Genomic DNA, 24,878 nt, shown 5'->3' on the forward strand with positions numbered 1-24,878 from the left:
ATCGTTATCGTAAATGGAAGAATGTATTTCAGTCTTTGATATGCTTAAAATTGGTGTTGGTCCATCAAGTTCACATACGCTTGGACCTTGGCGTGCTGCTGAACGATTTTTAGTAGAATTGAGAGCAGAAAACCTATTGCAAAATATAACTCAAATTAAAGTAGATTTATATGGTTCTTTATCTTTAACAGGAAAAGGTCATGCTACGGATTTGGCGGTCATGTTAGGTTTATCTGGTCAAGATCCTGAATATATTCCAGTAGAAAATATCGCTTCAATAATTAAAGAAATTGAAGATAAAAACGAAATCAATTTAGGTAACGAAAAAGTAATTCCGTTTTACTTTTTGCAAGATATTATTTTCAACAAAAACTTTCTTCCGTTTCATGCTAATGGATTGTCGTTTACTGCTTTTTTAAATGATGAAAGCCAATACACATCAACCTTCTACTCTATTGGTGGCGGATTTGTCGTAAAAGAAGAACGCGAAAATGCCAAGAAAAAACATCAAATAAAATGTGCTTTTCCTTTTCCTATTCAAAATGCGGAAGAGTTATTGCAATATACTATCAAGGAAAATAAATCGATTTCTGAAATTGTATATGCCAATGAAATTTCGATGCGTCCAGAAGCTGAAGTTCATAGCGAATTGATGCGAGTTTGGAACACAATGCTCGAATGTATGTACATTGGTTGTCATAGTGAAGGCATTCTTCCTGGTGGATTAAACGTTCGCCGAAGAGCTTTTGACATGCACCAAAACTTAATAGGTTTATCCAATTATAATTCACCACAAGAATGGTTAGAAACCATTAGAAAAACCGAAGTAAAATTTCGTCAAATTTTAAAATGGGTTTCATGTTTTGCCTTAGCTGTTAATGAAGTTAATGCGGCTTTAGGTCGAGTTGTTACAGCACCAACTAATGGTAGTTCAGGCGTTATTCCGGCGGTTTTAATGTATTATATGGTTATTGAAAATCATCAAGCAGACGAAAAACAAATCAAACAATTCCTGATGGTTGCTGGAGAAATTGGAAGTATTTTCAAAAAAGGTTCAACTATTTCAGCAGCAATGGGTGGATGTCAAGCTGAAATTGGCGTTTCCTCTGCAATGGCAGCTGGCGCTTTGTGTGAAGTTATGGGCGGAACACCAGACCAAGTTCTAATGGCAGCTGAAATCGCTATGGAACATCATTTGGGTTTAACTTGTGATCCGATTGGTGGATTGGTTCAAATTCCGTGTATTGAAAGAAATACAATGGGTGCAATTAAAGCTATAAACGCTGCTGAATTAGCTATGGAAACTGATGCCAAAAATGCCAAAGTTCCTTTGGATAAAGTCATCAATACGATGTGGGAAACTGCCAAAGACATGAATTCTAAATACAAAGAAACTTCGGAAGGTGGATTGGCTGTTGCTGTGAATATGGCAGATTGCTAAAATTCAAAACTTAAGTTAGTCGTTAAAAATAAATTTGAATTTACTAAATCTGAATTTTTCTCAAAAACATCATTTTCACTTTTAAAATAGCGTGCTTCGGTTCTAAATTTTACTTTTGAATTGGGCAGATAATCTAAGTTTATAGAAAAACCAAGCGTTTTAAATTTATCATTGGTGGCTATAATTACGTTTTCTTTATCCTGATAATATTCCGTTCTAAAAGCCGTTTGCCATTTTGGATAAATAGAATATTGTGCTATAAAAACAGGACTAAACCAAGTTTTATTTTGATAAACATAATCAAATCCTGCAATCGTTCGCCATCTGGAATTCCACGTTTTATCCCAATACAAATTATTAAAATATCGCATAGAATAATCCATTCCGTTGAACTCTTTCCCAATAAATGTACTCCAATTGATAACCGAATTAGAGCTTGGTTTGTAACTTATTTGTGTTCCAAAAGCTGGCGGAATATCCTTTTGTGGTTTATTAATTCGTTGCCAACCATTGGTTACAAATCCTGAAAAACTCCATTTATCAGATGGTTTGTAGTTGTATTTTATTCTAGTCATAAAATAAGGTGAATTTTCAGCTAATAACGAACGGGTTAAAGTTAAATTAGAATTAGAAGTTGCCGTTTCAAATCCAATATAGCTAGGCAAAATTCCTACTTCAATTGAATGCTTCATTTGTTTATCTAAAAACAAACCAACATAAGCTTCGTTTATATATTTTATCTTTTCATTAGCATAATTATCTTCAACATACGTTCCCGATTGTAAAGATAAAACGCCATAAATATTACTATATTCAACCTTTGCTCGTAACAATCCTATGTTTAAATTAAACTCATTTTGCCGATTGTAATTATACATAAAAGGCAACTTTTGTTCCGGTTTTGGTTGATTAAAATCATACGAATAATACATATCAACATAACCCGAAAACGAAACTTTTGGAACTTCATCTTGTGCTGAAACGAATGTCGAAATCAGTAGAAAAAATGAAAAACTATTCTTCATTAGTATAACATTTATGTTTCAAAGGAATATTGGTTACAGGCGAATAAACCATTGGATATTCTTCTATTTGAACATCACTTTTATCTAATCCAAAAGCTTTTTCATCAGAAATTGATAATTTTTTCAGCCAAAAATAAGAGGTTAACAACCAACCTTCTTTGAACGTAAATTCGTTTTCAACCGAAATAAATTTTTCTATGATTACAAATTTAAAATCGGGCTCAGTGTTGTATTTTGTTGAACCATCAGGTCGAATATGCAAGTTTAGTTGTTTTCTACTCACTAAATCCTGAACAATTTTTTTGAAATACAACTCGACTTTTGGTTGTACTCTAAAACCAACATTAAGTATCACTTTAATCACTTTGTCGTCCAACAATTCTATGATTTCATAGTTTAAAGTAAAAGGTTCGTTGGTTCTATTGATATGCAAAAACCAATAAACATCAGCTCTTTTAGGCTTTTTCGAAAAAATAGAATTGATTATTTTTTCTTCAATTTCATAGGTTTTATCGGCTTTTGACAAATAAATTAAATGTGTGGCATATTTTGGAATTACATCATCTTCGCTTAATTCTTTCAACAACGGAGTTTGCTCAACCAAATTGGTAAATTTTAAAAATCGATTATTAATTTTTCGGGAATAATACCAAACATACATCACCATAAAAATGAATAATTCGAAGAACAAAAACATCCAACGTTCTTTAATTTTTACCACATTGGCAATAAAAAACGATACTTCAATAATTGAAAAAAGCAATAGCATCAAAACAACCCAAGACAATTTAATTTTTTTGATAAACACTAAATAATATGATAATAAAAATGTAGTCATCAACATAGCAACAGTAATCGAGAAACCATAAGCTGCTTCCATGTGAGCGGAATTTTTGAAGTACAAAATCATTAAAACGCAACCTATCCAAAGGATTGTATTTACTGATGGAATGTAGATCTGCCCTTTTAAATTGGTTGGATGTTTCAAAGCAACTCTTGGCCAAAAGTTTAGTGAAATTGCTTCATTGATTAATGTAAATGAACCACTAATCAAAGCTTGTGAAGCAATTATGGCTGCTAATGTTGCTATTCCAATTCCGATGAGTAAAAACCACTGTGGCATAATTTCATAAAACGGATTTTGACCATTTAAAAACTCGTTGCCTTGGTGCATTAACCAAGCACCTTGACCAAGATAATTTATCAATAAAGCCAATTTTACAAACATCCAAGTGATGCGAATATTTTCTTTTCCACAATGACCTAAATCAGAATACAAAGCTTCAGCTCCAGTTGTACAAAGGAAAATTGCTCCAAGAAGCCAAAATCCATTAGGATATTCCACCAATAATCGATAAGCATAAACCGGATTTAGTGCTTTGAAAATATCAGGATGATGGATGATTTGTGACAATCCAAGAACCAACAACATTGTAAACCAAACAACCATTGCCGGACCAAAAATAGTTCCTACTTTTTGAGTTCCAAAACGTTGAAAAATAAATAATCCTGATAAAATTGCAATTACAATAGGAATAGTTGGTAAATGAGGAACAACCGTTTCCAATCCTTCAACAGCCGAAGCTACCGAAATTGGTGGCGTGATAATTCCGTCGGCTAAAAGACAAGTTGCGCCAAGAATTGTTGGAATAACTAATTTGCCTTTTCCAAAGCGTTTTACCAAAGCATAAAGCGAAAAAACACCACCTTCGCCATGATTATCGGCTGAAAGTGTCAGCAAAATATATTTAAACGTAGTTTGAAAAGTCAATGTCCAAAAAACACAGGAAATTCCACCATAAACTAACATTTCTGTAATTGGTCTATCGCCAATAATGGCTTTCATTACATATAACGGACTGGTTCCAATATCGCCATAAATGATACCTAAAGCAACCAATAACGAAGCTGCTGTAACTTTTTGTTTTGTAGATGAATTCATATTTTTATTTATTTGAATTTTAGAATGAATACGATTAGATTAGGACAAAAAAAACCTGTATCGCTATGTTTTCACATGCAATTTTTAATTTTAAACTCTTAAAATTTAATTGATTTTAACTAGAATTGAAACGATAACCAACGCCTGATTCGGTGATGATGAATTTTGGATGATTGGCATCTTCTTCGATTTTTTTTCTGAGTTGCGCCACAAAAACACGCAAATATTGTGTTTGCTCCGAATAACTTTGTCCCCAAATTTCTTTTAGAATGTATTGATGTGTTAAAACTCTTCCGTCGTTTTTTATTAATAAAGCTAATAAGTTATATTCAGTAGCGGTAAGTTTTACAATTTCTTCTCTATTTTTCACAATTCTTGAAGCAAAATCGATACTACAACTGCCAAAAACTTGTATAGTTTCATTGCTGCTACTAGTTTTGCTTCGCAAAGCAGTTCTAATTCGCGCCAAAAGTTCTTGGGTTCGAAATGGTTTTGTCATGTAATCATTTGCACCATTATCAAGTGCTTTCACTATTTCTTCTTCGGTACTTTTAACCGATAAAATAATGATAGGATTAATGAACCATTCGCGGAGTTTTTTCAAAATAGATTGTCCATCTTCATCGGGCAAACCTAAATCTAGCAAAATCAAATCGGGTTGATGACTTGCTGCCATGGTTATTCCTTCTTTTCCGTTGGTTGCAAAAAGCACTCGGTATTCATTAGCTTCCAAAGCAATTTCGAGCAACTTTCTAATTTGCGCTTCATCATCAATAACTAATATGGAAAAACCGTTATTCATTGGGCAACGAATTTACAGGTAAACAATCTACAACAAAAGTCAATTCGAAAATTGCTCCGCCATCTTCGGCATTTTGCAAAGTAATCGTTCCGTTTTGAGCTTCTGTAAAACCTTTAACAATTGACAAACCAAGTCCTGTTCCGCCTGTTTTTGAAGTTTTAAATCGATAAAATTTATCAAAAGCTTTGTCTATTTCTTCTGGTGGAAAACCATATCCATCATCAGAAATCGTGATGACACATTTTTTAATTAAATCAATATGAAGGTCATAATCGGCATCAACTTCATACTTAACTTGTATCGAAACCGTTGCTCCTTTTGGCGTATGCTGCGACGAATTGTAAACAAGATTATAAATTATTTGCTCCATTAAACCGTAATCCAATTTAAAAAGAGGCAAATTTTCATCGATATTGATTACTATTTTATGATTTTTAGTTTCTTCCGAAAGACGATTGCAAACATTATACACAATCTCTTTTACATCGCACCAATCCAATTTTGGCTGAATATATCCCGATTCTAAACGTGACATATTCAACAGATTTTCGACCTGATAATTGAGTTTCATTGAAGCTTTTTCAATTTCGCTATGTAATTTTTGTTGGGTTTCTTGAGTAAGATTTACATTTTTTTGTTGTAATGTATCAATGGAACCAACAATTGCAGCAATTGGTGTTCGCAATTCATGCGATAACGAATCGAGCAATGTATTGTATAATTTTAATGTGCTTGCTCGCGTTTCTTTGATATGGATTGCGCGTTGCATTCGCTTGAAATTATTCGTCAAAACCGCATTTATCAATGCAATAATGAAATACATAAAAAGCAATAAAATATCTTCAGGTTTATCAATATGAAGTGTAAAATAGGGTTTGATAAACACAAAGTTTAAAGCCAACGCACTTAAAACTGCACCTAATAAAACTGGTTTAATTTCAAGAAAAATAGCTAATAACGAAACGACTACTAAAAGAAGATAACCAACTATTCTATAATCGATAATATCTCTAACCAACAAACACAAAATTGTTACTAATGCTACTGATGAAAAACTTACAGCATATTGATTTTTAGCACTTTTAAAGAATAACTTGTCCACTGTTATTAATTTTTGACAAAGTTACGGCGATAGTTGTAAGTAAAATATATTTTAAAGAATAGAAAATATAAAGATTTTATAAAGATTTATTATTTCCTTCTTGTATCAACCAAATGAATGATTTTCCAGCCCAAAGCTTCATTTTCTTTGAAAAGAGTAAAAGCATTTACACCTTTATGGCTTAGCTTTCCATTGATGTAGAATTCATAAGGTGTCCAAACATGTGCCATTGTTCCATCAATTTGGATAGAATAACTCAAAATTCGTTCTTCAAATTTTATATCCGAAGGAATGGTTGCCATTGAATGATAGAATTCTTTGGGCATTTCTTCGGATATTTTATTTCCTTTTATACCTTCTGATAGTGATTGTAATTTTAATTTATCGCTACAAACTGACTTGATTTTGATGGTATCTTTTGCATGAAATCCTTCAAAAAAAGTTTCAATTGTTTTTTGAACTGCTTCCTTTTGTGCATTGGAAACAAAACCAAGTAATAAAATCAAAATCAGGAAATATCGTTTCATGTTTTTAGTATTTTAACCATCTGTACAATTCTTTCCATGTTGGTTTTTTGCCATACATCAAAATTCCAACACGGTAAATTTTGGACGCAAACCAAACTACTAAAAAGAAGGTTGCAAATAATATAATCAGTGAAAGTGCTATTTGCCAAAGCGGAACTCCAAACGGAATTCGCATCATCATTACGATTGGTGATGTTAATGGTATCATAGAGAAAACAGTAGCAACGGTTCCGTGTGGATCATTGATTACGGTAAAAAATCCAATATAAACTCCTAAAATTAAAGGCATAATGATTGGCAATAAAAATTGTTGCGAATCGGTTTCGTTATCAACTGCTGCGCCAATGGATGCATAGAATGAACTGTACAAGAAATAACCTCCGATGAAGTAGAAAATAAACGAAATTAGAATTGTAGCAATTGGTAAATTCCACAATTCCTTAATATAGAGTTGCATTGTTCCACCCATTTCTTGCTTAGCCATTTGTATTGCTTGATCTTCCATTCCTGAAGTTGCGCCCATTTGTACATTGAAAAATGTGGAAAGAACAAACATCGCTACTAGTCCAAGAAACGCCCAAATTAAAAACTGTAAAATTCCTGCTAATGAAGTTCCTATAATTTTTCCCATCATCAATTGAAATGGTTTTACCGATGAAATAATAACTTCAATAATTCTCGAAACTTTTTCTTCAATAACGCTTCGCATGACCATGTTACCATAAATAACAATAAACATCATAATCAAATAACCAAATGCTCCGCCAATTCCAATCTTGATTTCGTTCAATCCTTTGAGTGCTTCTTCTCCAGTTGCTTTAGTCAAATGAATGGATACATCGGATTTTGCTTTTTTGATTGCTAAAGTATCTAAACCTGCTTTTTGGAAATTTTCTTGTGTTAATTTATGATTGATAACCTCTTCGATATCACTAATAAACATCACACTTGGACTATCATTTGAAATATACTGAATTGATTTTTGAAGCGAATCATTAGAGGAAACATTTGGAATAACTAAAAGTCCTTCATAAGCTTCAGAAACGATACTATCTTTTAAAACTTGAAGATTTATGGTAGAAAAATCGACGTATTTATATTCTTCATCGCTTTTAAATTCACTGAAAAATTTACCCGATTGGTCATGAACTGCAATCGTTTTTAAATCGGCTTTCATCGTACTTAAATAGCCAACAAAAACAGCAATTCCAACAAACAATAATGGACTTAAAAAAGTCATGACGATGAATGATTTGTTACGAACTTTGGCAACAAATTCTCTTTTGATGATTAGACTTAATTTGCTCATTATTTATCGCTTACAGTTTTAATAAAAATATCGTTCACACTCGGGATTTTCTCCATAAAATGAGTTACTTGTCCGCGTTGAATTAACAGGTTTAAAAGTTCGTTTGGTGTTGATGTTCCAATGTTGATTTGTAATTTCAATTCGTCGTGCAGTGATTTGAAATCGGTTTGTGAAAGCGTGAATTTTTGCGACAAATCATACATCAATCCTTCAACATTATCGGTCAAAATTCCAACTTCATACTCATTAGTTCTGAATTGTTTCTTTACATCCGAAAGTTTTCCTTCGATAAGTTTATTCGATTTATGAATTAAAGCAATATGATCACACATTTCTTCCACGCTTTCCATTCGATGGGTTGAAAAAATAACCGAAGTTCCTTTTCTATTCAACTCGATGATTTCGTCTTTAATCAAATTAGCATTTACTGGATCAAAACCAGAAAATGGTTCGTCAAGTATCAATAATTTAGGTTTATGCAAAACGGTTACCACAAACTGAACTTTTTGCGCCATTCCTTTTGACAATTCCTGCATTTTTTTGTTCCACCAACCTTGAATTTCCAATCGGTCGAACCAATAGTCTAATTCGCGTTTGGCTTCGGCTTTTGAAAGTCCTTTTAACTGAGCCAAATACAAACATTGCTCGCCTACTTTCATCGTTTTATACAAACCGCGTTCTTCTGGCATATAACCAATTGTACTAACATGATTTGGGTTTAATTTTTCTCCATCGAGAATAATTTCGCCACTATCTGGCATTGTTATTTGGTTAATTATTCTAATTAAAGATGTTTTTCCGGCACCATTTGGACCAAGAAGTCCATAAATACTACCTTTTGGAACGGTTAAAGAAACTTCGTTAAGCGCAGTATAATCGCCATATTGTTTGACTACATTTTTTACTTCAAGTATATTACTCATATTTTTTTGTTTCAAAAATCAATTTCAACTTCAAAAATCAATTTCAACTTCAAAAATCAATTTCAATTACAAATTCAAATTGTTTTTTGAAGTTGATTTTTGCTATTGCTTTTTGCTATTGACTTTTGAAGTTGTTTTTTGCTATTGCATTCGGTAAAAGTAATTGAAAAATTGCATTTCAAAAAAAAACCCACCCAATAAAATGAATTACAGGATGGGAAAAATTGCTATGAAAAAGAAATTACTTGTTTCCAAGTAACACATTCAAATATAAAATTATTTTTTTAATTATGAAAACATATCTTTCACTTTTTCAAAAAAAGATTTATCACTTTTTTCAGGATGCGGAACAAAGTTCTCGTCAGTCATTGCTTTTTCAAAGAATTGACGCTGTTCTTTATTCAAAGTCTTTGGTGTCCAAACGTTTATATGAACTAGTAAATCACCATTGCCATAACTGTTTAAACTAGGAATTCCCTTGCCTTTTAGTCTTAAAATTTTACCCGACTGAATTCCTTCTTCTAATTTAATTCTCACTTTTCCGTTTACAGCTTCAATATCTTTTGAAACTCCAAGTGCGGCTTCAGCAAAACTGATGTATAAATCGTAGTGTAAATTTTCGCCTTCACGTTTTAAATACTCATGTTCTTGCTCTTCAATAGCCACAATTAAATCGCCTGCAATTCCGTTTCCTGGTGCATCATTTCCTTTGCCTGAAACTTTTAATTGCATTCCGTCAACAACACCTGCTGGAATTTTGATAGAAACGGTTTCGTCTTCTAAAATCATTCCGTAAGCATCGGCATTATTAGGTTTACTTTCAATCGTTTGTCCAGAACCGCCACAAACATGGCACGTTGTAGCTGTTTGCATTCTACCTAAAATAGTATTGGTCACTTTTAAAACTTGACCTTGACCATTACAAGTTGAACAGGTTTTATATTTTACGCCTGGCGCTTGAATTTTTCTTTTAACTTTTACTTTTTTCTCAACACCATTGGCAATTTCTTCCAAAGTCAATTTTACTTTGATACGAAGATTGCTTCCTTTAACACGGCGTTGTCCACTCGAATTTCCGCCAAAGCCACCAAAACCACTTCCTCCAAATGCACCGCCAAAAATATCTCCAAACTGACTGAAAATATCATCCATGTTCATGTGTCCATGACCACCAAAACCACCAGCGCCATCAAATGCTTGATGACCATATTGATCGTATTTTGCTTTTTTATTTGGATCGCTTAATACTTCATAAGCTTCGGCAGCTAATTTAAAATTCTCCTCAGCAGTTGGATTTCCTGGATTTTTATCAGGATGAAATTCTATCGCTTTTTTTCGATATGCCTTTTTTATTTCATCAGCCGAAGCACTTTTGGAAATGCCTAATATTTCGTAAAAATCTTTTTTGCTCATATTTATTAATTTTATTAAACGTGATAAATCACGTTTCTATTCAAAAAGTTGTAATTGGAAATTAATTAATTTCCGATTACAACTTTTGGAAAACGAATAATTTTATCGCCCAATTTATATCCTTTTTCAACTACATCAACAATTTTTCCTTTCAAATCATCGCTTGGCGCAGGAATTTGAGAAATTGCTTCAGCAAAATCACCATCAAAACTGTCACCAGCTTTAACCTCAATTTGCTCCAATCCTTTGGAAACCAATGTTGATTTTAATTTTTCATGAATTAATTCAACTCCTTTTGCCAAAGTTTCATCACCACTTTTTGAAATTTGCGTCATTGCTCTGTCAAAATCGTCTAAAACTGGCAACATGGCTTGTAAAACTTCTTGATTGGCAGTTTTGAATAAATCAATACGTTCTTTTGTCGTTCTTTTTTTGAAGTTTTCAAATTCAGCAAAAAGACGAAGAAATTTATCTTTCTCTTTTGCTAATTCTTCCTGCAATTGCTCTTCAACACTAAGTTCTTCGGCAGTTTCAACTTCGTTTACAACATTTTCAGTCTCATTTTCAATTGGATCTTTATCTCTATTTTCAGTATTCATTGATGTTTTATTTTTAAAAATATCTTTAATTTTCATATTGTTGATTTGTATGCAAAAGTACTGCCATTTCTCTTTTTTTGCCAAATTGTCATATTTTTTATTGAAATTGGCACTAAAAATTTAATAAAATTTTAAGACTAAATCGATTTCGCTTTGTTTAAATTTGTGGATATAAAGGTTAAGGTTTTAAGTTGATATATTATTAATTCGAATGCAAATAAAAAAAGGACTTCAAAATTTGAAGCCCTTTTTTTTTATGTAAATCAATAGGTTATGCTTTTTTCTTCACTTTGATAGAACATCCAATGGCTTTGGTTGTTTCTGGCATTGGTGCTTGTCCATTTTCTAAAGCTGCAATGGCATTTTCTAGGTATTTTTCTTTTACTGCCGAAGCATCATCCGAATTATCATCGATTGCACCAATATATTTTACAACATGATTTTTATCTAAAAGAAACACATGAGGCGTTTTTGTCGCACCATATTGTGGATAAATTTTTTGACCTTCATCCACTAAATATGGAAAAGCAAATTTTTTGTCTTTGGCTTTCTTTTGCATGAATTCAAAAGTATCGTCTGGTTGCGCGATTGGATCATTTGGGTTGATTGCCAATAAGATATAACCCTTTGATTTATATTTTTTTGCCAAATCGTTAATTCTGTCTTCATATTTTACGGCAAACGGACACGTATTACAAGTAAAAACTAAAATAAAACCTTTGGCATCTTTATAATCAGCCATGCTGTAGAATTTACCGTCAACTGATTTTAATTTGAAATCGGTTGCTGTGTCGCCAGGTTGATAACCCGTAGACAAACTGTTTCCTACCAATAAGGACGACATGAAAATTAAAATTATTGGAATTGCTTTCATAAATTATTATTTTAGATTGATAAATGAGTTTATATATTCGTTGAGTTCTTCAAAATTTTCAAAATCGCGTTCGGCAAATTGTTTTTTCTTTCCATTGAGAAGTAACGTTGCCGGAATTGCGCCCGACCAGTCGGTATCAACTTTGGAAAGCCACGTGTTATAATCTTTGTCTGCCAAAAGCAAAACTTTGGATTTCAGTTTTCTTTTTTCGATAAACGGAATGAGTTTTTTGTCTAAATCTTTTTTGCTATCCAAACTTACCAAAATGACTTTTACGTTTTTATTTTCGGAGTTTAGTTTTTCAAAATAAGGTAACTCTTTGATACACGGCGCACACCAAGTTGCCCAAAAATTGATAACATATACGTTTTCGTCTTCAATCAAAACGTTTTTGGCAAATTCATCATACGTGTCATAAACCGTAACTTTTTCCTGCGCTTGAACCGAAAAAGCAACGAAAAGCAAAACGAATAAATAATGAATGGATTTTTTTGTCATAATGCACGAAGTTACTGAGTTATAACAAGAAGCTGTTTGGTGTTAACAAAATTTTATTACTGTTTTGCAATTGTTACAAGCAAACTTTGTCATTCTGAACATAGCGTTAGCGAAGTGAAGAATCTCATGACGAAAATAAGTTGATGAGATTCCTCGTTCCTCGAAATGACAAAGTTGATGTAAAAATCCTTACTTTAGTAATTTATTTTTACAAATTATGAAAGAAGAAATTGCTACTTATATTTCGCTTTTGGATGAAAATTATCAGGAAATTGCTAATCGATTATTTGAAACGATTGAAGCGAATTTGGTTTCAACCGAAAATAAAATTTGGCATCGTCATCCGGTTTGGTTTATAGACGGAAACCCGATTGTTGGCTTTGACAAATTAAAAAACGGTTTGCGGTTAATGTTTTGGAGTGGCGCCAATTTTGATGAAAATCAACTGAAAATTGGCTCTGGAAAATTTAAAGATGCTTCAATAACTTATACATCTTTAGACCAAGTAAATACTGATGATGTAAAGCGTTGGGTTGAAAAATCTGCCAAAATACAATGGGATTATAAAAACATCGTAAAACGAAAAGGAAAGTTGGAACCGTTGGTTGGGATTGAGTAAAAATTTATATTTTTACAATTGTAAGATATATAAATATTTGTAAAAGTATATGCAAGAAAAAGCAAAAGATTATTGTAATAAAGCAAATGAATTCCAATACAAAATCAAGAATTTTGCTGAAGCTAGTAATTATTATTTAAAAGCAATTTCTTTAGATTCAGAATTCACAGAAGCGTTGAATGGTTATGCGCAAAATCTTCGACTAAATGTAAAAGATTACAACCTTGCAATTATATATTATTCTAAAGTCATTGAATTAAATCCTCTCTTTGAATGTGCTTATTTTAGAAGAGGAATTTGTAAAGGAATGCTAAATGATTTGCATGGACAACTTTACGATTATTCTAAACATATTGAAATAAACAAACCAAAAGCAGACAATTTTATTTCAAGAATTTTGATAAATTTAAAATTAGAAAATAATTTAGCCGTAATAGAAGATTGCAAAATTGTATTATCCCTAGAACCAAATCATCCTTTTGCATTAAAAACATTAATTGAAACTCAAAAAAGAATAATATGATAGATAAGTTTTCTTTTTTTACTGTACACTTTTATCATTTAGTGGATTTGTTTTTGCCCTTTATGAAGTAATGGCTAGACAAAAAATAGAAATGGAAACTTTTACACACCGAAATTTAAAAAGCATATTAAAATATCAATGAGAAAAGAAACTAGTAAAATATTAATAATTATTGTTTACTTAATAATTACCTCTTGTGAAAAACATAATAAAGAGACTTCAATAACGGAAAAAAAACAAGTTAAAACTTCAAAAAATCATAGTGAAGAAAACCTCTTTATGGATGATGTAGAAAAAATCACTTTATTATCTATAAGTAAAAACATTCCTCTTAAGCAAGTCAATTCTGTTTTAAAAGATTATTATGATAAAACATCTTTAGCTTTTGTTTATAATAACAATTCAGATTATTATGAAAAAGTAATTGACACTATTTCAAAAAAATATAATTTAAGTAACCAAAAAACTGCTTCAATAATTTTTAGTTATCAATATGAATTAATTACCGAAGAAGAAATTATAGAAAATTATTTATTAGAAAAAGATGAATATCTTTCAAATCAAGATAACGAATATTAAAAGTATTCACTCAATAATTTATTCTATTTTTTTTATTATTCATCAAAAAATTAAACCATAAACTTGGAGAAGGTAAACATTACCCCAGCCATTCCTTAAAATCATTCACGCGTTCGCGAGCAACAATTACCTCATCGTCTTTGTAGGTTGGTAAAATCACTTTCAGTCGGGAATTACTGTGCAACTGAATTTCCTTAATCGCTTTCATCGGGATAATGAATTTTCTTGAAACACGGTAAAAGTCTTTTGGATCGAGTTCGGTTTCGAGTTGTTCCAAAGTGTTGTCTAACAAATAATCGCGATTGTCTAACGTATGCAAATACGTTCCTTTGTTTTCGCTATAGAAACACTCAACTTCTTCAATGGCAATCATTTTCAGTTGTTGTCCCATTTTTATCGTGAAGCGTTTTTTGTATTCTCTGTCAATTGGGTTGATCAACATTCGCTTGATCGCTTCAAAATCCAAACTGGTAACCAAACTTTTTTGAAATTGATTTTTGAATTTGTTAATTGCAATTTCCAAATCGTCTTCGTCAATCGGTTTCAGTAAATAATCAATACTGTTCAGTTTAAATGCTCGCAACGCATATTCATCATAAGCCGTGGTAAAAATCACGGCACTTTTAATGTCGATTTGCTCAAATATTTCAAACGACAATCCATCGGAAAGTTGAATATCCAGAAAAATTAAATCGGGATGTTGATTGGAATTAAACCAAGTAACGGCTTCTTCTACTGAATGTAACATTGTTTTTACGTCTAATCCTAATTTTTCGATCTTTCGTTGCAGTAGTCGTGCGGCTGGCTTTTCGTCTTCTATGATGATGATGTTCATGTTTTGGTTATTTGTGGATTTGGTTATTTGGTTTCTCGAATGCGCTTGAAGTGACAACTGTGAACTTAAAACTGAGAACTGACAACTGGAATTACTCCCATTTATTGTTCTTTTCTTTTTCCATTAATTCTTTGATTTTCTTTTCTTCCCAGTTTTCACCCAAAATCATCGATGGAAGAAAAACTGAAAGTCCGTGAGCTACTAATCCAATTCCCCAAAAGAATGGTGTTGTTAATGTTTTCCATTGAAAATAACTTTCGCCTTCATTTACACTTTGAGCATTTAGTATAAAAATCATAATGTTCACCACAATATAAACGCCAAGATGTGAATAAAATCCTTTGATTTTTTTAACACGTTTTGCAGCTTCTTGATATCTAATTTCGTCTCTGTTTTCCATGATTATTCGTAGTATTTGTCTCTTGATTTTTCTTCGTCCATAAATTCTTTAATCTTTTTTTCTTCCCAATCTTTACCTATGAAAGTAAAAATATTAAAAACCATTATTGCATGAACTAATAGTCCAATTCCCCAACCTAATAATGTCCAAACGAACCATAAATACTGTGGTGAATATCTTAAATTGATAAAAATTAACACAATCATTACCAGTATATAGGAAGCCAAATGTGAATAAAAACCTTTGATTTCTTGCACTCGCTTTTTGGCTTTTTGGTATCGTTCGTATTCAGTTTCTTTTATTTCCATGACTATTTCCATTTGTTATTTTGATTGTTGTCTTTTTCTAGAATTTCTCTAATTTTTCGTTCTTCCCAGTTTTTTCCGTAACCAAAAACTTCGAGTGCGTGAAACGTTACGCCCATTCCCCAACCTAACATTGGGAACCAAAACCATTGAAATTTTGTGGTACTTAAATTGATAAAAATCAAAATTGGGATTACAAAACAGTAAGAAATCAAGTTGCCATAAAATCCTTTTAATTGATCTACTCTGTCTTTTGCTTTGGCATAAGCCATATTTTCGTTATAAATATTTTGTGTTTCCATGATGACGATTTGTTTAGTTAAAATTGGAATTTTTACTTTAAAAACTTCTGATGTTTCTTCCACCAAAACTTTTCTTTCCGAAATTAATGCATAGCGATTGACGATGTTCTGCAGTCCAACGCCTTTTCTATCTTGCAGCACTTCTTTCTTTTGTAAATTATTCTCAATGATTAAATAATTGTTTTCAATATAAATTTTAATGTGAAGCGGTTTTTGCTCGCTAACTACATTGTGTTTAATGGTATTTTCCAATAAAAGTTGTAATGACAACGGAACAACTTTGGCTTCTGCATTCTCAAAATCGGTTGGAATTTCGTAGCTAATGCTGTTTTCAAAACGCATTTTCAACAAATTCATATACGTTTTAGCAAACTGTAATTCTTCTTCTACCGAAACCAATTCTTTGTCTTTTTGTTCCAAAACATAGCGGTAGATTTTAGATAACGAAGTTGTAAATCGTTGTGCATTATCTGGATTTTCTTCTATCAAAGAACTCAGCACATTCAAGCTGTTGAACAAAAAATGAGGATCGATTTGATTTTTTAAACTCTCAAATTTAGCCGATGCTGTTCCGGCGATAACTTTTTGTTCTTTTACTCGATTTTCGTTATACGCTTTGTAGAAATAGAAAGCGTGAATTGCAAGCGTTACAATTAAAGTTATAACCGAAGCGACCAAATAGTTTGCCATGGTTTCTTTTTTGAAAAACGCTGCAAAAGTGCTTCCTTCTATGATTACATCTTCAAAAACTCTCAGTAAAAAAATGGCGACTATCGTTACAACGAATGAAGAAATAAAACCGACTATTATTCTTTTTGGTGTAAATCTATCGGCTTTAAAAATTTTATCTAATCGCATAAAAACTGCGGCATTGATAAGATACAAAACCACTCCATACATCATTGTATAACCAAAGTTAGTCAGCATTGTATAATCGAAAGCGATACTGCTACCAACTACAAATCGAATTCCCAATAGTACCATAAAAATTACAAAAGCGATAACTACTGCTTTGATGAACTCTCTGATTAATCTTTGTATCATGACTAATTTTTTTAAAATGAGACTTTTATAAAATAATATCTCCTAATTATTTACAGTTTTTCAAAGCTTCGTTTGCTCTGTCTAAACCCCAATTTGGATGAAAAGCTGTCTCAGGTTTAAAAGTAGCAAATAATTCGATTGATTTTGCTATTTGTTCGCACATTGGTTTTGTGTCAGCTCCAGACCATTTTGCTCCGCCAATTTCAAATTCGGCTTTGCTAAAAACTACTCTTGGATTGTTTGGCGCAATGGCTAATGCTTTATAATATTGTTCCATTGCTAATCCTGAATATTTCATCCCGTTTGTCATTGGATCCTGGACTAAAACTGCTGTATAAACCATTGCTTGTAATACCATAATTTCGGCATTGTTAGGCGAAATCAACGTTGCGTTGTCAACAGCATTTTGAGCTTTTTCGATTAAAGCGGTTGCTTTTTCTCTGTTTTTTGGATTAAATGCTTCGATAGCATTAATCATCCCGATGTAGTAACTTGGCAACCAATTTGTTTTTTCTGCCGATGCAATTCTTTCAAATAAAGCGGTTGCTTCTGCTGGTTTCCCTTCGCCCCAAAGTGATAATGCTTTTTGCATTCCTGTTTCATATTGGGTTTGTGCTGCTAACATTGAGCAAACAAAAAATGCGGTAATGGTGATAATTGTTTTCATGATTTTTAATTTTTAATTATTGATGAATTGAAACTTTGTTTTTAATTACACTTCAAAAGTATCTCGGATTGTATTCCTATAAAACTTATTCTTACCGAACTGTTGATTTTGATGGATGAATTGTTTTTTTTTAGTGAATAGTAATTAGCTGTACTACTTTTTACTATTACAAATTATTCAACTGATTATCTTTTTTGTTATCGCTGATGGTCCAAAAGAAACCTACAAAGAAAAACTGATCTGCCGTTGGACGAATTTCTCTTCTTTCGTAAATGCCATTCGTATTTACAGTATTTGCATATTCATAACCAAAAACATTTTGCGTTGCTAAAACATTAGAAACTGATACATACAAAATCTTTTGTTGCGAAAGTAAATATGCCCAACCCAAACTTAAATTGTTGTAACTTTTTGTTTTTGATGCCATGAAATTAGCTTCATTTGGATTGTTGTATGGTCTTCCAGAAGAAAAACTATTGGTAATACTTAATTGCGATTTTAATTTATTTATCCACCATTTAGAAACTACACTCAAACTATGATTTGCAACAAAATTTGGTGTAACAGTTGTTGGATAATTTTTATAATCTCTTTGCGTATCGATATATGAATAAGAAACCCAATATTCTAAATTTTTAATCGTGCTGTTGTCTCTCCAAAGCATTTCAAAACCTTTTGCGTAACCCGAACCTGCATTGGTAAACTGACTATCAAACTGAGAAACATTGGTGTCAAATTTTACTAAATCGCTGTATTTTTTATAGTAAGCTTCAGCTCTAAACAATTTGCGGTTTTTATTATACAAAAAGTTTAAAATATAATGGTCTGCTTTTTCGCTGCTTAAATAATCGGCATATTTTAAATAATCTTGTCTTGGTGCTTGCGTAAAACTTCCATAAGCCAATGAAAACTGTCCACTTTTAGAAACTTTGTAAGCTAATGAAGCTCTTGGCGACACAACTGTTTCTTCTAGTAAATCATTGTTAGATAAACGAACACCTAGTTTTCCGGCAAACTTTTTAGAGAAGAAAATATCGGTTTCGGCATAAGTTGCAGCAATATTAGCATTGTATCCACTTTTGAATGTAAAATCTTCATTTGAATTAAAGCTTTCATCAAACTTAGTAATGAAATAATCCGCACCAAAAGTCAACTTTACTCTATCGGAAAACGATTTTTTCAATCGCATTTTTAGGTGTGATGAATGTTCGTTATTTTCGACATCGTTTACATCGAGACCAATTTTATTTTGCCCATAACCATAGCTCAATCCAGAAAATAATTGCCAATGATTACTAAGATTTGCTTTATAGGAAGCATTCAAATAAAAATTATTGTTGTTTAAATCTACTCTGGTTTTTGTTGTAGAATTGATGCTTTCTTGATTGATATCAAACTGCGAAGCGTCAAAAGCTGCGTATAATTTGAATAAACCATTTTCAAAATCATGCCGATAAACCGCTTCGCCCGAAAGTGATTGAAACGGTTTGTTCCAATCAGCGTTTTGTGGAATTAATCTTTGATACGGTTCTAAATTGATGTAAGCTGTGTTGAAAGAGATGGAGTTTTTTCCCCATTTTTGAGTATTTGCCAATCCTAAACCAACCGTCATCAAGGAAATATCTGTTTTTTCTTCCACCATTTCATCTTGAGTATTTAACAACAAAACACTTGAAAGCGCTTCGCCATATTCTGCAGAATAACCACCAGTTGAAAACGACATTCCACTAAAAAGAAATGGCGAAAATCGTCCACGAGTTGGCACATTTGCCGTTGTTGCACCATAAGGTTGCGCCACTCGAATTCCGTCAACAAAGGTTTGAGTTTCATCGGCTTCGCCACCACGAACAAAAAGTCGTCCATCTTCGCCAACAGTATTTGTTCCTGGCAAGGTTTGCAACGCCGAAACAATATCGCCCATTGCACCAGCAGTTGTTACAATATCTAGTGGTTTTAAAACTGAAATTCGTGCTTTTTCGCCTGCATCAAATGTTCCTGCAGTAACAATTACCGCATCAAGAGAATTTACACTTTCTCTAAGTTTTACCGTTTTGTTTTTATAATTTGCTACATCTATAGCTATTGAAAGTGTTTCATAAGTCACAAAACTAATGACCAAAGTTTGATTACCAGTTGTTGTCGTTGAAAAGCTAAACTTCCCATTTTCATCGGATGTTGCGCCATCATAAGTACCATCAATATAAATATTGGCACCAGCAATAGGTTTGTTTTTTTCGTCAAGAACAGTTCCAGAAATTTCGTTTTGAGCTAAAACAGTAAAGCTTAAAAAGAATAAGATAAAGGTGTAAAAAGTTTTCATAGTGGTTGTATTTTGATAGGACAAAATTGCATGAAGAACAAAAACTATAAAATATTTATTTACCGAACTGTAGAAATTAGTGGATGAAGTGTTGTTGTTTTATTTTTAAAGAAAAATATTCGGTCTATAACTTTTATCACTTCTTTTTGTATCTTTATTTTTCAAACCAAAAAACAAAATAAAAAATGGGTAAAAACACTGACCTCGGATTATTATTCCTTCGAATTAGCGTTGGCGGATTAATGCTTTTTCACGGCGTTGCAAAATTGATGCATGGCATTGAATTTCTTGTTCAATCGATGGGAACATTTGGCTATGCCGTTTATATTGGAGAAGTTTTGGCTCCTTTGGCTATTTTAATTGGCTGGCGAACACGAATTGCCGCTGTAATCTTAGCTATCAATTGTATTGTAGCCGTTGGAGTTGCTCACAGCAACGAACTTTTTTCACTTTCAGAACACGGCGGATATGCCAACGAATTATTAATGTTATACCTTCTTGGTGCTGTAGCTTTATTTTTTACAGGCGCAGGAAAACATGCTATTTCTTCTCAAAATACTTGGGACTAAAAATTTCATTCGTCCTGAAAATTGATTGTTTTCAGGACGAATTTTATTTTAAAACAATTGTTGTGCTGTTCTTCAACAAGTTGACGAATTACATCAAAAAATTGCCAAAACAAAAATCTAATCTTAACAGTATTATTAAATAATTTTCATTAGCATTGCAACTTCAAAAAACTAACCTACCAAATGAAAATTATCAAATCGCTACTTACGTTTGCTGCGATATTCTCAATGAATTCGGGCAATGCACAAGTAATCATTCAAATGTGGCCCGAAATTAAAAACTACCACGAGCTGATGACAAAGTCATACAAATCAGCAAAAAAAGGAGATTTTAATCCTATCAAAAATTACGCAACAACTCTTTCTAAAGATGCCGAAAAACTTTGTATTGAAAACATGCCCCAAAATTTTAGACAACCTAAAACTATTGAAGCATTAGTAAAACTAAAAAGAGAAAGCAAAAGCATCAAAGAATTAGTAGAGAACAAAGCTTCAAACAACGAGATTTTTGAAACCTTAAAATCAATTCATCATACGTTTATAAAAATGTCGGATTTGTGCTGTCAAAAGAAATAATCTATTCAACATTTTTTTAGCATAATTTGTTATCAACAAATCACAAATCATAAACCGATTTCCTAAAATTATATTTTACCTTTGTTGGCTCAAAAAAAAAGGATTATGATTTATAAATTCAGAGCAATACTTGATGCTGAAGAAGATGTATTCAGAGATATTGCAATAAACGAAGAGGATACTTTAGAAGATTTACACAACGCCATCGTTAATGCTTTTGGTTTTGACGGAATGGAAGTTGCTTCCTTCTACACCTGTGACGATACTTGGAATCAAGAAGACGAAATTCCAATGTTTGACTCTGGTGATGTTCCTGGTGAACAAAAAACAATGAGTGATTATCAACTCAATGACTTATTAAGCGAAGACCAAACAAAAATTATCTACGTTTATGATTTTATCAATATGTGGACATTTTTGGTTGAATTGGCTGCGATTGAAGAAGCAGAAACTGGCGTAACCTATCCAAGTCTTTTGTTCTCTCACGGAGAATTGCCAGCCGAAGCGGTTGAGAAAAAATTTGAAGCTGACAATGATGATGATTTATACTCAGAATTTGAAGACGATTTAGATGAAGACGATTTAGATATGTTTGGTGGCGATGATAGCTTTGAAGACTATGGATTTGAAGAAAATTGGAATTAAAAATTAGAATAACCGATAAATGATAAACCTGTTTAATACCCATGTAGAAACGCTTTCCATTCATAGAGTGGGAAATAAAAGCCGCAACGAAGCTATTTTTCTTTCAGATGAACCGTATCAACTGAATGACGAAATCATGCCATTATTGAAGGAATTTTTCTTTAAATCGTTTCGTGAAAAAGAAGAAAACTATTTTCAGTTTGCTCATGATGTAGATTTGGAATACAACGATATGTTCAATTTAGCATCTGAAATTTTTACAAATCCAAGTGATTTTCATGAAGTTTCAAAAAAAATAACCAAACATCTTTTTGAACAATCCAATCATCCGCATATTAAAAACGGAGAAGTTTATATTACTTATTTAACCAATGTATCGATTGACAACAATGTTGTAGATGCCATTGGTGTTTTTAAAAGTGAAATCAAAACGGATTTTCTTCAATTTGAAGAGAAAGATAAAAATCTGGAAATGATTTTACAACAAGGAATTAACCTTAACAAACTTGATAAAGGTTGTTTGATTTTTAATCACAAAAAAGAAGAAGGTTATAAAATCCTCACAGTTGATAGTAATCGTTATGATGCAAGATATTGGTTGGAACATTTTCTTTCGGTTGATGCTTTTCAAGACGAAAATTTCTATACTAAAAAGTACTTGAAATTCTGTCAAAGCTTTGCCAAAGACGTTGTTCTTCCTGCCGAAGACAAGAAAGAAGAAGTAATGTTCATGAACCGTGCTGTGAATCATTTTGCTAAAAACGATGAATTTGAAGAAACAAAATTCCTAAACGAAGTATTGGATAATCCTGATTTAATTCCAGAATTTAAAAACTACAAAGTAGATAAAGGTGAAAAATTCAGTATTGAAGACATCACTACTTTTCCAATAGCAAATGCTGCGGTTAGTGATGCTCGAAAATCGATAAAAAACGTAATCAATTTAGACACCAATATTCAAATAAAACTGGATTTTATCAATCCAGAAAGTGCTGAAAAATTTGTAGAAAAAGGTTGGGACGAAGAAAAACAAATGTATTACTACTTAGTTTATTTCAACAAAGAACAAAAAAGTTAAGCAGTTAATCAATTTTAAGAAAAATCCTCAATTGTTAAAAACGATTGAGGATTTTTTTATTTCTAATGTTTATTTATATCTTTCGTGTTATTTCGCCAAAATAATGATAAAGAAACTTTTGGTTTTACTTCTACTTTTCTTTTGTTGTCAAAATATGACAGCACAACAAACAGTTGCAAAAGACTCAGCAAAAGTTTACAAAGACATTGAAAAATTTTCAAGAAAATCAAAGTTCGGAAAATTTGTTCATCGATTATTATTCAAATCAACTAGAAAATCAAAACCTTCCAAAAAAGCGTCAACTCAAAGATATTATCTAAAAAAAGCGTTTGATAAACACGAAGGCAAAATCATTAGAAACATAAACATCGAAACGCTTGATCCGTTTGGATATTCAGTTGATAATACTAAAGATCAACCCGATAAAGGAATTGAGAAATTTGGAAATGCTTTTCATGCTAAATCTAAAAAGTTCACTATTAGAAATCTTTTATTATTTAAAAAAAATGAACCTCTAGATTCTATAACCGCTAAAGAATCTGAACGTTTAATTAGACGTCAAAGGTTTGTAAGAAGTGTTGTTATTAAACCAGTTGCTATTGGAAACAGCAAGGATTCTGTAGATATTTCTATTAGAGTTCTTGATTCTTGGAGTTTAATTCCAACAGGCGCAATTTCGGGTTCAAGAGCAAATTTTGAAATAGCTGAACGAAACGTTTTTGGTCTTGGTCATGAACTATCGCACGATTTCACACAGCGTTTTTCCGATAAAAGCAACGCTCATAATTCTCGTTATTTAATTAGAAATATTAAAAATTCGTTTACTAATGTTACTTTAAACTACAACGAATCGTTAGAAAAAAACATTTCAAAAAGCATTCGAGTGGAACGATTATTTTTCTCGCCATTAACTCGTTTTGCTGGCGGCATTTTTCTGGAAAACAGAGCTTTTTCGGACTCGCTACCAAACCCAACAAACGAGTTTGAAATTGTTAGTTTTAAAAATGAAACGCGTGACTTTTGGTTTGGACATGCTTTTAAAATTTTTGGTGGAAAAACCGAAGATTACAGAACAACTAATTTGGTTACAACCATTGGCTACAAAAATGTAAATTATATAAAAACACCATCAACTGAACTTGATCCTAATCAATTTTTTGCAAATGAAGAATTGTATTTGACAAGTATTGGTATCAATACACGAAAATTTGCTGAGGACAAGTATCTTTTCAATTTTGGCATTATTGAAGACATTCCTTATGGTCAAGTCTATTCCATAACGGGTGGATTTCAGAATAAAAACAATCAAAAACGAGCTTATTTTGGCGGACGATTTGCCTATGGAAACTATTTTGATTTTGGTTATCTTGGAATTAATTCAGAATGGGGAAGTTTTTTTCATGGAAGAGATTCTAAAGAAACTACATTTAAAATCGAAGCAAATTATTTTACCAATTTACTATCTATGGGCGATTGGAAAATTAGACAGTTTATAAAATCCAATTTAGTTATTGGAAACCATCGCGTTTCAATTTTAAAAGACAGAGTAACACTTGGTGATGAAGATGGTATTCAAGGTTTTAACAATCCGTTAATTAGCGGAATTAGAAAAGCAACAATTACTTTACAAACCCAAACCTACGTTCCTGGAAGTTGGCACGGATTTCGTTTTAGTCCTTTTTATAATATGACACTTGGAATGCTTGGCAATGAAACCGACAAATTTTTAAACAATAGTTTGTTATCAAAATTTAGTATTGGCGTGTTGATTAATAATGATTATTTGGTTTTTAACAGTTTCCAAATTTCATTGTCTTTTTATCCAAAAATACCTTTTGAAGGAACAAATGTTTTCAATACTAATAGTTATAAGAACAATGATTTGTCTCTTCCCGACTATGAAATTGGTCAACCTAGCATTGTTTCATATAAATAATTTTTATTAATTTTAAATAAGTTAA

26 protein-coding genes are annotated in these 24,878 nt (G+C 32.0%); 9 read left to right on the plus strand and 17 right to left on the minus strand.

The features are described 5' to 3' along the window. Window positions 1-13: 13 nt before the first annotated feature. Window positions 14-1,441 carry an L-serine ammonia-lyase gene (locus tag G6042_RS08135; protein ID WP_169523811.1) on the plus strand — a complete coding sequence of 476 codons (1,428 nt, stop codon included), beginning with the start codon at window positions 14-16 and terminating at the stop codon, window positions 1,439-1,441. Here the strand turns inward: G6042_RS08135 and G6042_RS08140 are convergent. From G6042_RS08140 to G6042_RS08190, 11 genes are all read right to left on the minus strand, one after another. Further along, window positions 1,438-2,466 (minus strand): porin, encoded by a 1,029-nt coding sequence (locus G6042_RS08140; RefSeq protein ID WP_169523812.1) that lies wholly within the window; start codon window positions 2,464-2,466, stop codon window positions 1,438-1,440. The two genes, G6042_RS08135 and G6042_RS08140, sit on opposite strands and share 4 nt — an antisense overlap. Beyond that, entirely contained in the window at window positions 2,456-4,408 is a 1,953-nt protein-coding gene (locus G6042_RS08145) for a KUP/HAK/KT family potassium transporter (protein ID WP_169523813.1), read from the minus strand. Before G6042_RS08145 ends, G6042_RS08140 begins: the two co-directional genes overlap by 11 nt. 115 nt (window positions 4,409-4,523) lie before the next feature. Beyond that, entirely contained in the window at window positions 4,524-5,210 is a 687-nt protein-coding gene (locus G6042_RS08150) for a response regulator (RefSeq protein WP_169523814.1), read from the minus strand. Next, window positions 5,203-6,312 carry a sensor histidine kinase gene (locus G6042_RS08155; protein WP_169523815.1) on the minus strand — a complete coding sequence of 370 codons (1,110 nt, stop codon included), beginning with the start codon at window positions 6,310-6,312 and terminating at the stop codon, window positions 5,203-5,205. The genes G6042_RS08150 and G6042_RS08155 overlap by 8 nt, the downstream gene beginning before the upstream one ends. An 89-nt stretch (window positions 6,313-6,401) precedes the next feature. Beyond that, the gene (locus G6042_RS08160) at window positions 6,402-6,839 is read right to left on the minus strand and encodes a nuclear transport factor 2 family protein (RefSeq protein ID WP_169523816.1); all 438 of its coding nucleotides are present in this window, start codon (window positions 6,837-6,839) and stop codon (window positions 6,402-6,404) included. A gap of 4 nt (window positions 6,840-6,843) precedes the next feature. Then, window positions 6,844-8,148 carry an ABC transporter permease gene (locus G6042_RS08165; RefSeq protein WP_169523817.1) on the minus strand — a complete coding sequence of 435 codons (1,305 nt, stop codon included), beginning with the start codon at window positions 8,146-8,148 and terminating at the stop codon, window positions 6,844-6,846. After that, window positions 8,148-9,071 carry an ABC transporter ATP-binding protein gene (locus G6042_RS08170; protein WP_169523818.1) on the minus strand — a complete coding sequence of 308 codons (924 nt, stop codon included), beginning with the start codon at window positions 9,069-9,071 and terminating at the stop codon, window positions 8,148-8,150. Before G6042_RS08170 ends, G6042_RS08165 begins: the two co-directional genes overlap by 1 nt. 288 nt (window positions 9,072-9,359) lie before the next feature. Beyond that, window positions 9,360-10,484: a molecular chaperone DnaJ gene (gene dnaJ, locus G6042_RS08175; RefSeq protein WP_169523819.1), complete on the minus strand. Its 1,125-nt coding sequence runs from the start codon at window positions 10,482-10,484 to the stop codon at window positions 9,360-9,362. Window positions 10,485-10,549: 65 nt separating this feature from the next. Further along, window positions 10,550-11,119: a nucleotide exchange factor GrpE gene (locus G6042_RS08180; RefSeq protein WP_169523820.1), complete on the minus strand. Its 570-nt coding sequence runs from the start codon at window positions 11,117-11,119 to the stop codon at window positions 10,550-10,552. A 235-nt stretch (window positions 11,120-11,354) separates the two neighbouring features. Then, window positions 11,355-11,957, minus strand: a complete 603-nt coding sequence (locus G6042_RS08185) for a thioredoxin family protein (RefSeq protein WP_169523821.1) — start codon at window positions 11,955-11,957, stop codon at window positions 11,355-11,357. Window positions 11,958-11,963: 6 nt separating this feature from the next. Beyond that, window positions 11,964-12,455 (minus strand): TlpA disulfide reductase family protein, encoded by a 492-nt coding sequence (locus G6042_RS08190; RefSeq protein ID WP_169523822.1) that lies wholly within the window; start codon window positions 12,453-12,455, stop codon window positions 11,964-11,966. Window positions 12,456-12,672: 217 nt separating this feature from the next. Between G6042_RS08190 and G6042_RS08195 the strand changes: the two genes are divergently transcribed. From G6042_RS08195 to G6042_RS08205, 3 genes are all read left to right on the plus strand, one after another. Then, window positions 12,673-13,074, plus strand: coding sequence for a DUF1801 domain-containing protein (locus tag G6042_RS08195; protein ID WP_169523823.1), 402 nt, complete (start codon window positions 12,673-12,675; stop codon window positions 13,072-13,074). Between the two features lie 49 nt (window positions 13,075-13,123). Beyond that, a complete protein-coding gene (locus tag G6042_RS08200) occupies window positions 13,124-13,597 on the plus strand; it encodes a tetratricopeptide repeat protein (protein WP_169523824.1) in 474 nt (157 codons plus the stop codon). 138 nt (window positions 13,598-13,735) lie between these two features. Beyond that, window positions 13,736-14,176, plus strand: a complete 441-nt coding sequence (locus G6042_RS08205; RefSeq protein ID WP_169523825.1) for a hypothetical protein — start codon at window positions 13,736-13,738, stop codon at window positions 14,174-14,176. Window positions 14,177-14,255: 79 nt separating this feature from the next. Here G6042_RS08205 and G6042_RS08210 read toward each other — a convergent pair whose 3' ends face one another. From G6042_RS08210 to G6042_RS08235, 6 genes are all read right to left on the minus strand, one after another. Beyond that, window positions 14,256-15,011 (minus strand): LytR/AlgR family response regulator transcription factor, encoded by a 756-nt coding sequence (locus G6042_RS08210; RefSeq protein ID WP_169523826.1) that lies wholly within the window; start codon window positions 15,009-15,011, stop codon window positions 14,256-14,258. 91 nt (window positions 15,012-15,102) lie between these two features. Continuing rightward, a complete protein-coding gene (locus tag G6042_RS08215) occupies window positions 15,103-15,411 on the minus strand; it encodes a 2TM domain-containing protein (RefSeq protein ID WP_169523827.1) in 309 nt (102 codons plus the stop codon). Between the two features lie 2 nt (window positions 15,412-15,413). Further along, window positions 15,414-15,719, minus strand: coding sequence for a 2TM domain-containing protein (locus tag G6042_RS08220; protein WP_211161662.1), 306 nt, complete (start codon window positions 15,717-15,719; stop codon window positions 15,414-15,416). Between the two features lie 2 nt (window positions 15,720-15,721). Then, window positions 15,722-17,062: a 2TM domain-containing protein gene (locus G6042_RS08225; protein WP_235933238.1), complete on the minus strand. Its 1,341-nt coding sequence runs from the start codon at window positions 17,060-17,062 to the stop codon at window positions 15,722-15,724. A gap of 46 nt (window positions 17,063-17,108) precedes the next feature. Continuing rightward, window positions 17,109-17,729 (minus strand): tetratricopeptide repeat protein, encoded by a 621-nt coding sequence (locus G6042_RS08230; RefSeq protein ID WP_169523829.1) that lies wholly within the window; start codon window positions 17,727-17,729, stop codon window positions 17,109-17,111. 166 nt (window positions 17,730-17,895) lie between these two features. Further along, window positions 17,896-20,049, minus strand: a complete 2,154-nt coding sequence (locus G6042_RS08235; protein ID WP_169523830.1) for a TonB-dependent receptor — start codon at window positions 20,047-20,049, stop codon at window positions 17,896-17,898. A gap of 185 nt (window positions 20,050-20,234) precedes the next feature. Here G6042_RS08235 and G6042_RS08240 point away from each other — a divergent pair, with 185 nt between their 5' ends. The 5 genes from G6042_RS08240 (at window position 20,235) to G6042_RS08260 (ending at window position 24,853) form a co-directional block, all read left to right on the plus strand. Then, window positions 20,235-20,618 carry a DoxX family protein gene (locus tag G6042_RS08240; protein WP_169523831.1) on the plus strand — a complete coding sequence of 128 codons (384 nt, stop codon included), beginning with the start codon at window positions 20,235-20,237 and terminating at the stop codon, window positions 20,616-20,618. Between the two features lie 183 nt (window positions 20,619-20,801). Further along, window positions 20,802-21,194 carry a hypothetical protein gene (locus tag G6042_RS08245; RefSeq protein WP_169523832.1) on the plus strand — a complete coding sequence of 131 codons (393 nt, stop codon included), beginning with the start codon at window positions 20,802-20,804 and terminating at the stop codon, window positions 21,192-21,194. 105 nt (window positions 21,195-21,299) lie between these two features. Beyond that, window positions 21,300-21,839, plus strand: coding sequence for an IS1096 element passenger TnpR family protein (locus tag G6042_RS08250; RefSeq protein WP_169523833.1), 540 nt, complete (start codon window positions 21,300-21,302; stop codon window positions 21,837-21,839). 19 nt (window positions 21,840-21,858) lie between these two features. Then, window positions 21,859-22,917, plus strand: a complete 1,059-nt coding sequence (locus G6042_RS08255) for a nucleoid-associated protein (protein WP_169523834.1) — start codon at window positions 21,859-21,861, stop codon at window positions 22,915-22,917. A 154-nt stretch (window positions 22,918-23,071) separates the two neighbouring features. Next, window positions 23,072-24,853, plus strand: coding sequence for a hypothetical protein (locus G6042_RS08260; RefSeq protein WP_169523835.1), 1,782 nt, complete (start codon window positions 23,072-23,074; stop codon window positions 24,851-24,853). The last annotated feature ends 25 nt before the right edge of the window (window positions 24,854-24,878 follow it).

This window comes from Flavobacterium solisilvae, from assembly GCF_012911605.1.
Classification (GTDB): Bacteria; Bacteroidota; Bacteroidia; order Flavobacteriales; family Flavobacteriaceae; genus Flavobacterium; species Flavobacterium solisilvae.

Coding starts and splice junctions, on each gene's coding strand:
- G6042_RS08170 (WP_169523818.1), bottom strand. CDS start 9,071: ATGAGTAATATACTTGAAGTAAAAAATGTAGTCAAACAATATGGCGAT.
- G6042_RS08215 (WP_169523827.1), bottom strand. CDS start 15,411: ATGGAAAACAGAGACGAAATTAGATATCAAGAAGCTGCAAAACGTGTT.
- G6042_RS08135 (WP_169523811.1), top strand. CDS start 14: ATGGAAGAATGTATTTCAGTCTTTGATATGCTTAAAATTGGTGTTGGT.
- G6042_RS08235 (WP_169523830.1), bottom strand. CDS start 20,049: ATGAAAACTTTTTACACCTTTATCTTATTCTTTTTAAGCTTTACTGTT.
- G6042_RS08190 (WP_169523822.1), bottom strand. CDS start 12,455: ATGACAAAAAAATCCATTCATTATTTATTCGTTTTGCTTTTCGTTGCT.
- G6042_RS08195 (WP_169523823.1), top strand. CDS start 12,673: ATGAAAGAAGAAATTGCTACTTATATTTCGCTTTTGGATGAAAATTAT.
- G6042_RS08205 (WP_169523825.1), top strand. CDS start 13,736: ATGAGAAAAGAAACTAGTAAAATATTAATAATTATTGTTTACTTAATA.
- dnaJ (WP_169523819.1), bottom strand. CDS start 10,484: ATGAGCAAAAAAGATTTTTACGAAATATTAGGCATTTCCAAAAGTGCT.
- G6042_RS08185 (WP_169523821.1), bottom strand. CDS start 11,957: ATGAAAGCAATTCCAATAATTTTAATTTTCATGTCGTCCTTATTGGTA.
- G6042_RS08240 (WP_169523831.1), top strand. CDS start 20,235: ATGGGTAAAAACACTGACCTCGGATTATTATTCCTTCGAATTAGCGTT.
- G6042_RS08225 (WP_235933238.1), bottom strand. CDS start 17,062: ATGATACAAAGATTAATCAGAGAGTTCATCAAAGCAGTAGTTATCGCT.
- G6042_RS08250 (WP_169523833.1), top strand. CDS start 21,300: ATGATTTATAAATTCAGAGCAATACTTGATGCTGAAGAAGATGTATTC.
- G6042_RS08260 (WP_169523835.1), top strand. CDS start 23,072: ATGACAGCACAACAAACAGTTGCAAAAGACTCAGCAAAAGTTTACAAA.
- G6042_RS08160 (WP_169523816.1), bottom strand. CDS start 6,839: ATGAAACGATATTTCCTGATTTTGATTTTATTACTTGGTTTTGTTTCC.
- G6042_RS08210 (WP_169523826.1), bottom strand. CDS start 15,011: ATGAACATCATCATCATAGAAGACGAAAAGCCAGCCGCACGACTACTG.
- G6042_RS08220 (WP_211161662.1), bottom strand. CDS start 15,719: ATGGAAATAAAAGAAACTGAATACGAACGATACCAAAAAGCCAAAAAG.
- G6042_RS08150 (WP_169523814.1), bottom strand. CDS start 5,210: ATGAATAACGGTTTTTCCATATTAGTTATTGATGATGAAGCGCAAATT.
- G6042_RS08230 (WP_169523829.1), bottom strand. CDS start 17,729: ATGAAAACAATTATCACCATTACCGCATTTTTTGTTTGCTCAATGTTA.
- G6042_RS08245 (WP_169523832.1), top strand. CDS start 20,802: ATGAAAATTATCAAATCGCTACTTACGTTTGCTGCGATATTCTCAATG.
- G6042_RS08165 (WP_169523817.1), bottom strand. CDS start 8,148: ATGAGCAAATTAAGTCTAATCATCAAAAGAGAATTTGTTGCCAAAGTT.
- G6042_RS08200 (WP_169523824.1), top strand. CDS start 13,124: ATGCAAGAAAAAGCAAAAGATTATTGTAATAAAGCAAATGAATTCCAA.
- G6042_RS08145 (WP_169523813.1), bottom strand. CDS start 4,408: ATGAATTCATCTACAAAACAAAAAGTTACAGCAGCTTCGTTATTGGTT.
- G6042_RS08255 (WP_169523834.1), top strand. CDS start 21,859: ATGATAAACCTGTTTAATACCCATGTAGAAACGCTTTCCATTCATAGA.
- G6042_RS08180 (WP_169523820.1), bottom strand. CDS start 11,119: ATGAAAATTAAAGATATTTTTAAAAATAAAACATCAATGAATACTGAA.
- G6042_RS08140 (WP_169523812.1), bottom strand. CDS start 2,466: ATGAAGAATAGTTTTTCATTTTTTCTACTGATTTCGACATTCGTTTCA.